Source organism: Mesorhizobium sp. M7A.F.Ca.CA.004.06.1.1 (assembly GCF_003999135.1).
Lineage (GTDB): Bacteria > Pseudomonadota > Alphaproteobacteria > Rhizobiales > Rhizobiaceae > Mesorhizobium.
Genome location: NZ_RZPQ01000120.1, coordinates 1 through 10,752, shown reverse-complemented (window position 1 = coordinate 10,752; position 10,752 = coordinate 1). Strand labels below are relative to the sequence as shown.

The 10,752-nt window shown below is 62.4% G+C and carries 9 protein-coding genes; 6 read left to right on the top strand and 3 right to left on the bottom strand.

What is annotated here, in order from left to right; all coding sequences use genetic code 11:
- Positions 1–121 precede the first annotated feature (121 nt).
- Positions 122–1,000 (top strand): NAD(P)H-binding protein, encoded by an 879-nt coding sequence (locus EN906_RS10305; protein WP_127375161.1) that lies wholly within the window; start codon positions 122–124, stop codon positions 998–1,000.
- A gap of 261 nt (positions 1,001–1,261) precedes the next feature.
- Here the strand turns inward: EN906_RS10305 and EN906_RS10300 are convergent, their stop codons facing one another.
- Both EN906_RS10300 and EN906_RS10295 read right to left on the bottom strand, forming a co-directional pair.
- Positions 1,262–1,972, bottom strand: coding sequence for a methyltransferase (locus EN906_RS10300; RefSeq protein WP_236383350.1), 711 nt, complete (start codon positions 1,970–1,972; stop codon positions 1,262–1,264).
- Entirely contained in the window at positions 1,972–3,975 is a 2,004-nt protein-coding gene (locus tag EN906_RS10295) for a long-chain fatty acid--CoA ligase (RefSeq protein WP_127267319.1), read from the bottom strand. The genes EN906_RS10300 and EN906_RS10295 overlap by 1 nt, the downstream gene beginning before the upstream one ends.
- A gap of 469 nt (positions 3,976–4,444) precedes the next feature.
- On the opposite strand from EN906_RS10295, the gene EN906_RS10290 reads away from it, so the two are divergent.
- From EN906_RS10290 to EN906_RS10270, 5 genes are all read left to right on the top strand, one after another.
- Positions 4,445–6,037: an ABC transporter substrate-binding protein gene (locus tag EN906_RS10290; RefSeq protein ID WP_127267320.1), complete on the top strand. Its 1,593-nt coding sequence runs from the start codon at positions 4,445–4,447 to the stop codon at positions 6,035–6,037.
- 50 nt (positions 6,038–6,087) lie between these two features.
- On the top strand, positions 6,088–7,095 hold the full coding sequence (locus EN906_RS10285) for an ABC transporter permease subunit (protein ID WP_127267321.1): 1,008 nt from the start codon (positions 6,088–6,090) through the stop codon (positions 7,093–7,095).
- 70 nt (positions 7,096–7,165) lie between these two features.
- The gene (locus tag EN906_RS10280) at positions 7,166–8,020 is read left to right on the top strand and encodes an ABC transporter permease subunit (protein ID WP_224618710.1); all 855 of its coding nucleotides are present in this window, start codon (positions 7,166–7,168) and stop codon (positions 8,018–8,020) included.
- Between the two features lie 2 nt (positions 8,021–8,022).
- On the top strand, positions 8,023–8,880 hold the full coding sequence (locus EN906_RS10275) for an ABC transporter ATP-binding protein (RefSeq protein WP_127267322.1): 858 nt from the start codon (positions 8,023–8,025) through the stop codon (positions 8,878–8,880).
- A complete protein-coding gene (locus tag EN906_RS10270; RefSeq protein ID WP_023811483.1) occupies positions 8,877–9,707 on the top strand; it encodes a dipeptide ABC transporter ATP-binding protein in 831 nt (276 codons plus the stop codon). Before EN906_RS10275 ends, EN906_RS10270 begins: the two co-directional genes overlap by 4 nt.
- A 181-nt stretch (positions 9,708–9,888) precedes the next feature.
- Here EN906_RS10270 and EN906_RS10265 read toward each other — a convergent pair.
- A partial coding sequence (locus EN906_RS10265; protein WP_127375160.1) for a cysteine desulfurase-like protein occupies positions 9,889–10,752 on the bottom strand: 864 nt, incomplete at its 5' end.

Here is a 10,752-nt window from a genome sequence, read left to right as displayed (position 1 = left end):
CGGTCACGTCGATCTCCGAATTTTGGCACTTACCAAATAGTCGGTACTGGTTTGCAGGTCTGTTCTGACTTACCTGGATCGGACGACGGTGTCGATGTGCAAAAGCCCAAAGGAAATCACCATGGCCAAGATCCTCGTAACCGGCGCAACCGGCAATATCGGCCGAAAAACTCTCCAACATCTCCTGAAGCGGTTGCCCGCCAGCGATCTCGTCGGCCTGGCCCGCGATCCCGCCAAGGCGGCCGATCTGGCGGCCGATAGGATTGAGATCCGCCAAGGCGACTATCTCGACTATGACGGACTGGTGCGCGCGTTCGAGGGCATTGATAAGCTAATGCTCGTATCCGCCACGGCCTTTACCGATCGCAATACCCAGCACCAAAATGCCATTAGCGCAGCTCGGCAGGCGGGCGTTAAGCGCATCGTCTATATGCCGATCATCCACGAAGCAGGATCCGCCTTCACCTTGTCGGATATCACCGAGCAGGATCTGTTCGTCGAGGAAAAACTGAAGGCGTCCGGCCTAGCCTACACGCTCGTCCGTCATCCGCCCTTTATCGAGAGCATCCCATTCTACATCGGCGGAAACGCCCTGGAGACCGGGGTTCACGTGCCGGCTGGTGCGGGCAAGGCGGGCTATGCCAGCCGTGACGACCTAGCAGAGGCGCATGCCATTGTGCTGAGCCAAGACGGCCATGAATACAAGACATACTCGCTGTATGGCGATCCCGCCGTGTCCTTCGCGGATGTCGCACAGATCCTGTCGGATGTCAGCGGCAAGCGAGTGCCGTTTGTTTCCGGCTCGGATCACGATTACATCGCCCACTTAGTGGCGGCGGGTCTGCCCGAGCAGGCCGCCCGCTTCGCGCTTGTGTGGGTGCAAGGCATCAACGCCGGAGAATGGGGCGGCACGGCGGGGGGTCTCGAGAAACTCTTGGGCCGCAAGCCGATGACAGCGGCCGAGTTCTTGCGGGCCAACCATGCGGCACTCCAAGCTTGAGACGGGGACCTTGAAGAACTGAGCGTTAGACAACGCAACATCGACATTGCCGGGGTGATGGCAGCAACGCGCCATCCCGCCGTTTTGCGACTCGCCGAGCCACCCTACGACGCCCGAATAACGCGCCTTGGATCATACCCCAATTTTGCGCCGCCGAATGTCAGCTCTGTATGGCTGCCTTCTGGCAGTCGTACTCACCTGACAAAGGTCCGGAACGAGGTCGAACCCGGCCATTCCGAGTGACTGGGATTGATCTCAGCGTCAGCGCTCTTCCGCCTCAAACGAAAAGACACCGCTCGGCTTGGTCGCAGCACCCTTCGCGTCGCCGAAATCCGGCACCTGGTATTCGGCGAGCAACCGCAGTCGGGACAGCGGCAGATCGTTGCGACGGGGATCGCCGACCAGCACGTCGATGCCGGCTGCCAGGCAGCGATCGAGGAACGGGGTGATGCGTAAAGCAACGTCGCACCCGTAGAAAACATCGCCTGCGAGCACGAGGTCAACTGCCGGCGGCGGGCCGGCGGTGATGTCTTCGCCTATTATTGTGATGGCAACGCCGTTGGCGACCGCGTTGAGCTCAAGAGCGGCAACGCCGTTGCGGTCGATCTCGGCGGCGATCACTTCGCGTGCCCCAGCCTTAGCTGCGGCGATGCCGACAAGGCCGGAGCCGGCACCAAGGTCGAGCACGCGGCGTCCCGCCACGGTTGTTGGATGGTCAAGGACATAGCGTGCGAGCACGGTGCCGCCGGCCCATGCATAGGCCCAGTAGGGCGGTTGTGGCTCCGGCGCGTCTTCCGCATCGTCTTCGGGCTCGACGAGCCGCCTCAATCCGCTGCCGGGGTGAGCTGTATAAAACTGGATTTCTGGAAGCGCAGGCACGGGGACAAGGCGCATGTTCGCCTTGATGAAGGTTGCCGGGTCGAGGCGTGAGCATCGATCCAGAGCATCGTTGTCGGCAAGATCGCCGTCCACTATTCGCGCAGTGCTCGCCGCAGGATCTTGCCGACCGGCGTCTTCGGCAGCTCGGTCCTGAATTCTATGTATTTGGGCCGCTTGTAGCCGGTCAGGTTCTCGCGGCAGAAGGCGGTGAGCGTCTCTGCGGTCAGCGCCGGATCCTTCTTGACCACGAACAGTTTCGGCACCTCGCCCGAATGCTCGTCCGGCACGCCGACCGCCGCCACTTCGAGCACGCCCGGATGCATGGCCACGACTTCCTCGAGCTCGTTCGGATAGACATTGAAGCCCGAAACCAGGATCATGTCCTTCTTGCGGTCGACGATCTTGGTGTAGCCGCGCTCGTCCATGAAGCCCATGTCGCCGGATTTGAAGTAGCCATCCTTGGTCATCACCTTGGCGGTCTCATCGGGCCGGTTCCAGTAGCCCGCCATCACCTGCGGTCCTCGGATGCAGACCTCGCCGACCTCGCCGAGCGGCAAATTGTTGCCGTCGTCGTCGCGGATGGCGATCTCGGTCGAGGGCAGCGGCAGGCCGATGGTGCCGGTGAAGTCGCCGGCGGTGAACTTGTTGGCGGTGGCGACCGGCGAGGTTTCCGAGAGGCCGTAGCCTTCGGTGACCGAACAACCGGTCAGCGTCTTCCAGCGTTCGGCGACGCCCTTCTGCACCGCCATGCCGCCGCCCAACGTCAGCACCAGCGGCTTGAAGTCGAGCTTGCGGAAATCCTCATTGTTGAGCAGCGCGTTGAACAGCGTGTTGAGGCCGGGAAAGATGTGCACCGGATACTTCTGCAGTTCCTTGACGAAGCCGGGAATGTCGCGCGGATTGGGAATGAGCACATTGCGGGCGCCTTGCTGCATGCCCATCAGTGCGTTCACGGTCAGCGCGAAAATATGATAGAGCGGCAGCGCGCAGATAAAGTTGGGGTGCGCCGGTTTCGGCTTGATCGTGTAGGCGTCCTCCATCCACTGCGCGTTCTGCGCGACGTTGGCGAGCACGTTTCTGTGCAGCAGTGTGGCGCCCTTCGACACGCCCGTGGTGCCGCCCGTATATTGCAGGAAGGCGACATCGTCTGCTTCCACCTTGGCCGGCTTGAAGCCCATGCCGGCGCCGGCCTTCATGGCGGCATTGAACTTGACATGGCCGGGCAAGGACCATGCCGGCACCATCTTCTTCACGCGGCGCACGACGAAATTGACGATGGTGCCCTTCAGGCCGCCGAGCATGTCGCCCATCGCGGCGACCACCACATGCTTGACCGCCGTCCTCGCGATCACCGCCTGCAAGGTGTTGGCGAAGTTTTCCAGGATGACGATGGCTTGCGCACCGGAATCCTTCAACTGGTGTTCGAGCTCGCGCGGCGTGTAGAGCGGATTGATATTCACCACGACATAGCCGGCGCGCAAGATCGCCATCATCGCCACCGGGTATTGCAGCACGTTCGGCATCATCAGCGCGACGCGCGCGCCTTTCTGCAGGCCCTTCGATTGCAGGTAGGCGCCGAAGGCCGCCGACAGCCGCTCGACATCGGTGTAGCTGATGGACTTGTCCATGCAGGTGAAGGCCGGCTGCGCGGAAAACTGCTTGCAGGCGCCGACGAGGAAATCGCCGATCGAGCTGTAGGGCAGGGCGCCGATCTCCGCCTGCACGTTTTTCGGATAGCTCTTGAGCCACGGCTTTTCCGGCAAGCCGGCGGCCAGCGCCGTCAATGCTTTCGGCAATCGGTTGGCGGTGGCGGCGGCCGGCCTTGCCGCCGGTGGGGCCTTCACCGCCGCCGCAGCCTTCGACGCCGGCCTGACAGCAGGCTTTGCCGCACCCGCTTTACTCCCCGGCGCCGTCTTTCCGGCCGCGGCCTTGGCCGGGGCTTTCACCGCCGGCTTTGTGCTTGCCCTTACGGGCGCCGCGGCCGCCTTCGGCGTGGCGACTTTGGCAATGGGTGCTTTCGGCTTGGCAGTACCGGCTGCTTTCGACGGCGCCTTGGCTCCCGCTTTCACCGTCGTCGTCCTTGATGCTTTTGCCACCCGTTCCTCCCTGGACAAGTTTGTTCATTCGCGCCGCGCTCGCCCCTGAATTGACCTCGCCTCTGAATTGACAAGGGCGCCCTCCGCTGCGGCCGTTATACCCTATGTATTGCCTCCCTTGGTGACCGTGCAAGTCTTGCCCTTGCGGCAACACGGCGAAAGATTTTCCGTCGAAAGTCCTTGCCGCCGCCGGCGCTGCCAAATGGTGTCCTGGCGCATCCCTCGGCCGCTCGGAAGCGCGGGGAACATTTATGTCGTCAGCTTGGCGATCAATAAAAAAATTCGGTTGTTAATAATCTCGTGAATGGAAGAAACTGCTAATTTTTTCTGCAATCTGGCAAAATAGCGGATTTTTTTCCTGCTTCCCGCGGGGTAAGCAAACGGGGTGTTCCAAAGCCGGAAAACGGTGCTTATATGCGCGCTTCGCGAGCCTGATAGAGGGGCTTGGAAGAACATCAGGGAGTGCTCAATGAATAAGAAGCTGACTTTTGCAGCCGCGTTGCTGGCTGCAAGCGTCCTGGGCGGCGTGGCCAATGCGAAAACTCTGGTCTACTGCGCGGAAGCTTCGCCGGAAGGTTTCGATCCGGCGCCGTATACCGCAGGCCAGACGTTCGACGCGTCATCGCGCACCGTCTTCAACCGCCTTGTCGAATTCGATCACGGCAAGACGACGACCTCGCCGGGCCTGGCCGAGAGCTGGACGATCTCCGACGATGGCAAGGAATATGTCTTCAAGCTGCGCAAGGGCGTCAAGTTCGCCGCGACCGACTATTTCACCCCGACGCGCGACTTCAACGCTGACGACGTGGTGTTCTCGTTCGAACGCCAGGTCGACAAGAACGGCCCTTGGTTTCAGTACATTCCGGGCATTGCATACCAGTATTACAATGACCAGTTCGGCGAAAACATCGCCAAGGTCGAGAAGGTCGACGACCTGACGGTGAAGTTCATCCTCAAGGAGCCGGCGATCACTTTCATTCCAACGCTGGGCATGGATTTCGCTTCGGTCGTCTCCAAGGAATATGCCGACAAGCTGCAGGCCGACAAGACGCCTGAGCTGTTCAACCAGAAGCCGATCGGCACCGGTCCGTTCATCTTCGTTGACTACCAGACCGACGCCGCCATCCGTTACAAGGCCAACCCGGACTATTGGGGCGGCAAGCAGAAGATCGACGATCTGGTCTTCGCCATCACCACCGATCCGGCGGTGCGCGCGCAGAAGCTCAAGGCCGGCGAATGCAACATCATGTCGTACCCGGCACCGGCCGACATCGCCGGCCTGCAGGCCGATCCGAACCTGAAGGTCGAGGAGCAGGAAGGCCTCAATGTCGGCGCGCTGATGTACAACACCCAGCAGAAGCCGTTCGACGACGTGCGCGTCCGCAAGGCGCTCAACATGGCCATCAACAAGAAGGCCATCATCGACGCCGTCTTCCAGGGCGCCGGCCAGGTGGCGATCAATCCGATCCCGCCGACCATGTGGTCCTACAACAAGGAAGTGAAGGACGATCCTTACGATCCGGATGCAGCCAAGAAGCTGCTTGAAGAGGCCGGCGTCAAGGACCTCAAGATGAACGTCTGGGCCATGCCGGTGTCGCGCCCGTATATGCCGAACGCGCGCCGTACCGCCGAACTGATCCAGGCGGACTTCGCCAAGGTCGGCGTCACCGTCGAGATCGTCAGCTACGATTGGGGTGAATACCTCAAGCGCGCTTCCGCGGTCGATCACGACGGCGCCGTCATCGTCGGCTGGACCGGCGACAATGGCGATCCGGACAACTTCCTCGGCGTGCTCCTGAGCTGCGCTTCCGTCGGTTCGAACAACCGCGCGGAATGGTGCAACAAGGACTTCGATGCGCTCATCAACAAGGCCAAGACCGTTTCGGACCAGGCCGAGCGCACCAAGCTCTATGAACAGGCACAGGTCATCTTCAAGGAACAGGCACCCTGGGCGACGCTCGCTCACTCCAAGGTGTTCATGCCGATGCAGAAGACCGTCACCGGCTTTGCGATGGATCCGCTCGGTATCCATCGCTTCGACGGCGTCGATATCGCCGAATAAGGTTGCGATACGGGGGCGCCGCCACTTGGTGGCGCCCCCACTCGCCCGCCATGCTGCGTTATATCCTCGGCAAGCTCGCCCTCATCATCCCGACCTTCATCGGGATAACCATCCTCGCCTTTGGCTTCGTGCGCATCCTGCCCGGTGATCCGGTGCTGGTGCTTGCGGGCGAACGCGGCCTGTCGCCCGAACGCCACACGGCGCTCATGCACCAGTTCGGTTTCGACCTGCCGATCTGGCAACAATATCTGACCTATCTGACCAACATCCTCGGCGGTGATTTCGGCACCTCGTTTTCCACCAAGACGCCGGTGCTGAAGGATTTCCTGGTGCGCTTCCCGGCAACGGTCGAACTCGCCATCTTCGCCATGATCTTTGCCGTCATCCTGGGTGTCGCCGCCGGCATCTTCGCCGCGATCCGTCGCGGCTCCTGGTTCGATCAGCTGACGATGGGCACGGCGCTGGCGGGCTATTCCATGCCGATCTTCTGGTGGGGCCTGCTGCTGATCATCGTCTTCTCCGGCACGCTGCACTGGACGCCGGTTTCCGGCCGCATCGACCTTCTCTATTTCTTCAAGCCGGTGACCGGTTTCATGACCATCGATTCCCTGATCTCGGGCCAGAAGGGCGCCTTCCGTTCGGCGCTGTCGCACCTGATCTTGCCGACCATCGTGCTCGGCACCATCCCGCTCGCAGTCATCGCCAGGCAGACGCGGTCGGCGATGCTCGAAGTGCTGGGTGAGGACTATGTCCGCACCGCGCGTGCCAAGGGCCTGGCGCCGCGCCGCGTCATCGGCCTGCATGCCTTCCGCAACGCGCTGATCCCGGTCGTCACCACCATCGGCCTGCAGGTCGGCACGCTTTTGACCGGCGCCATCCTGACCGAGAGCATCTTCTCCTGGCCCGGCATCGGCAAATGGATGATCGACGCCATTTCCAAGCGCGACTATTTCACCGTGCAGGGCGGGTTGCTTTTGATCGCGCTGATCGTCATGTCGGTGAACCTCATCGTCGACGTGCTCTACGCCGTCATCAACCCACGCATCCGGGCCAACTGACATGAGCAACGAAGGCCCAGCCACCATCGAAGCCGCGACCGTCGTCAAGCCGCAGGACGCCAGGCTGCAGATGTTCGGCGAGTTCTGGCATTACTTCTCCGTCAACAAGGGCGCGGTGATCGGGCTCTTCGTCTTTGCGCTGCTGATCCTGATCGCCATCTTCGCGCCGCTGCTGGCGCCCCATTCGCCGGACGATCAGTTCCGCGACTTCTTCCTGACGCCGCCGGCCTGGCAGGAAGGCGGCAACGCGCAGTTCCTGCTCGGCACCGACGCTGTCGGCCGCGATATGCTGTCGCGGCTGATCTACGGCTCGCGGTTCTCGCTCGCCATCGGCTTCGTCGTCGTCACGTCAGCGCTGATCTCAGGCGTCATTCTCGGCCTGCTCGCCGGCTACTGCCGCGGCTGGGTCGACACGCTGATCATGCGCATCATGGACATCATCCTGGCCTTCCCGTCGCTGCTGCTGGCCCTGGTGCTTGTCGCGGTTCTCGGCCCTGGCCTCGTCAACGCCATGATCGCCATCGCCTTTGTGCTGCAGCCGCATTTCGCCCGGCTCACCCGCGCCGCCGTGATGGCCGAGAAGACCCGCGAATATGTCGTCTCGGCCAAGGTCGCCGGGGCCAGCCATCTCAGGCTGATGCTGGTCACCATCCTGCCCAACTGCATCGCGCCGCTGATCGTGCAGGCGACGCTGTCCTTCTCCAACGCCATCCTCGAGGCGGCGGCCCTTGGCTTCCTCGGCATGGGCGCGCAGCCGCCGACGCCGGAATGGGGAACCATGCTGGCCGAAGCGCGCGAGTTCATCCTGCGCGCCTGGTGGGTGGTGACCTTCCCGGGCCTCGCCATCCTGATCACCGTCTTCGCCATCAACCTGATCGGCGACGGCCTGCGCGACGCGCTCGACCCCAAGCTGAAGAGGTCGTGAGCATGCCTCTGCTCGAGATCAAGAACCTCACCGTTTCCTTCGACACCGCGGCCGGACCGTTCATGGCCGTGCAAGGCATCGACCTCTCGATCGAGCCGCGCGAAGTGCTGGCGATTGTAGGCGAGTCCGGTTCCGGCAAGTCCGTGGCGATGCTCGCGGTGATGGGCCTGTTGCCCAACACGGCAACCGTCAAGGCAGACCGCATGGCCTTCGACGGCGTCGATCTCCTGAAGCTCAGCCCGTCCGAACGCCGCAAGATCGTCGGCAAGGACATCTCGATGATCTTCCAGGAGCCGATCGCCAGCCTCAATCCGTGCTTCACCGTCGGCTTCCAGATCGAGGAGGTGCTGCGCTTCCATATGGGTATGGATCGCGCTCAGCGGCGGGCCCGCGCCATCGAATTGATGAAGCTGGTCGGCATCGCCGATCCGGAAGAACGGCTGAGCTCGTTTCCGCACCAGATGTCGGGCGGCCAATGCCAGCGCGTCATGATCGCCATCGCTATCGCCTGCAATCCGAAACTGCTGATCGCCGACGAGCCGACGACGGCGCTCGACGTCACCATCCAGAAGCAGATCCTCGATCTGCTGGTTTCGCTGCAGGCCAAATACGGCATGGGCCTGATCATGATCACCCACAATATGGGCGTGGTGGCCGAGACCGCCGATCGCGTCATCGTCCAGTACAAGGGCCGCAAGATGGAAGAGGCCGACGTGCTGTCGTTGTTCGAATCGCCGAAAAGCAATTACACGCGGGCGCTGTTGTCGGCTTTGCCGGAGAACGCCGTCGGCGACCGGCTGCCGACCGTTTCCGACATGCTGTTCGAGCCGGCCCCCTCTGCCGCGGGAGCCGCCTCATGAGCACCACGGTCCTCGAAGGCAAGAACATCGTCCGCGACTACCATATCGGTGGTGGCCTGTTCACCGGGCCGCGCACCGTGCACGCGGTCAAGGGCGTGTCCTTCAAGGTAGACAAGGGCAAGACGCTGGCCATCGTCGGCGAAAGCGGCTGCGGCAAGTCGACGCTCGCCCGCATCATCACGCTGATCGATCCGGCGACGTCAGGCGACCTGTTCATCGACGGCAACAAGGTCGACATCGCCAAGGGCGGATTGACCAAAGAGATGCGCCGCAAGGTCCAGATCGTCTTCCAGAACCCCTATGGATCGCTCAATCCGCGCCAGAAGATCGGCGACGTGCTGGGCGAGCCTCTGCTGATCAACACCGACAAGCCGGCGGCCGAGCGGCGCGACCTTGCGATGAAGATGCTGAAGAAGGTCGGCCTCGGTCACGAGCACTACAACCGCTACCCGCACATGTTCTCGGGCGGCCAGCGCCAGCGCATTGCCATTGCCCGCGCGCTGATGCTCAACCCAAGCCTGCTGGTGCTGGACGAGCCGGTCTCGGCGCTCGATCTTTCCGTGCAGGCACAGGTGCTCAACCTGCTCGCCGACCTGCAGGACGAGTTCCAGCTGACCTATGTCTTCATCAGCCACGATCTGTCCGTGGTGCGCTACATCGCCGACGATGTGATGGTGATGTATTTCGGCGAGGCGGTCGAATACGGCTCGCGCGACGAGGTCTTCGCCGACCCCAAGCACAGCTACACCAGGACGCTGTTCGCCGCGACCCCGCGTGCCGACGTAGCCTCGATCAAGGCAAGACTGGCGAAGAAGAAGGCGGCTTAACGTCTCTTCGTCATCCTAGGGCGAAGCGTCGCGCAGACCCTAGGATCCATGCCGTTACCTCAGCCGAAGGGTGCAGCGGAGCAGAATTCTGCACCGTGGCACGGCATGGATCCTCGGGTCTGCACTGCGTCGCTACGCTCCTTGTTCCGCCCGTGGATGACGACGCTGGAGAGGCCGCCGCTCAGGACAATTTGGCGATGATGGCGCGCAGTGCCTCGCCGAAACGGTGAATCTCCTCGACCGTGTTGTAGTGGACAAGCGAGGCGCGGATTGCGCCGCTGTCCATTGAGAGGTTGAGACGCTTCATCAGTCGCGGCGCGTACATGTGGCCGTCGCGGATGCCGATCTGCATCTCGGCCATTTCCTCGACGACCCGCTGCGGCGACAGTGTGCCGATGTTGAAGCAGAAGGTCGGCACACGCTCATTGATGCGGGCCTCGTCGGCAACGCCGTAGATGGTCGCGCCGCAACCTTTCAGCACGGCCAGCATCTCACGCGCCAGCACCAGCTCATAGTCGCGGATGGCGCCCATGCCGGCGACGATGTTGTCGCGCCGCGAGCGGTTGTTGGACGGCGCCAGATTGCGGCCGATCAGTTCCAGATACTGCACGGCGGCATCCATCCCCGAGACGTTCTCGTAGATGAAGGTGCCGGCCTCGACCTTGTACGGCGGCTCGTTGGGGATGAAATCCTCGCGGAAGGTCGGCAGCCGCTTCAGCGTTTCGAAGCGGCCCCACAGGAAGCCCATATGCGGCGAGAAATTCTTGTAGCCGGAGCAGACGAGATAGTCGCAATCCCAGGCCTGCACGTCGATCAGCCCGTGCGGTCCGTAATGCACGCAGTCGAGGAACACTTCGGCGCCGGCCGCATGTGCGATCTCGGCCACCGCGGCGACATCGACGATCGAGCCGATCGAATGCGCGGTGACCGTGCAGGCGACGAGGCGGGTGCGGTCGGAAACCAGCGGGCGCAGATCGTCGACATGCAGATTGCCGTCCTCGCGTATGCGCCACCATTTGAACTTTGCACCGGCGGACTCCAGAGC

Coding starts and splice junctions, on each gene's coding strand:
- EN906_RS10305 (WP_127375161.1), top strand. CDS start 122: ATGGCCAAGATCCTCGTAACCGGCGCAACCGGCAATATCGGCCGAAAA.
- EN906_RS10290 (WP_127267320.1), top strand. CDS start 4,445: ATGAATAAGAAGCTGACTTTTGCAGCCGCGTTGCTGGCTGCAAGCGTC.
- EN906_RS10285 (WP_127267321.1), top strand. CDS start 6,088: ATGCTGCGTTATATCCTCGGCAAGCTCGCCCTCATCATCCCGACCTTC.
- EN906_RS10280 (WP_224618710.1), top strand. CDS start 7,166: ATGTTCGGCGAGTTCTGGCATTACTTCTCCGTCAACAAGGGCGCGGTG.
- EN906_RS10275 (WP_127267322.1), top strand. CDS start 8,023: ATGCCTCTGCTCGAGATCAAGAACCTCACCGTTTCCTTCGACACCGCG.
- EN906_RS10270 (WP_023811483.1), top strand. CDS start 8,877: ATGAGCACCACGGTCCTCGAAGGCAAGAACATCGTCCGCGACTACCAT.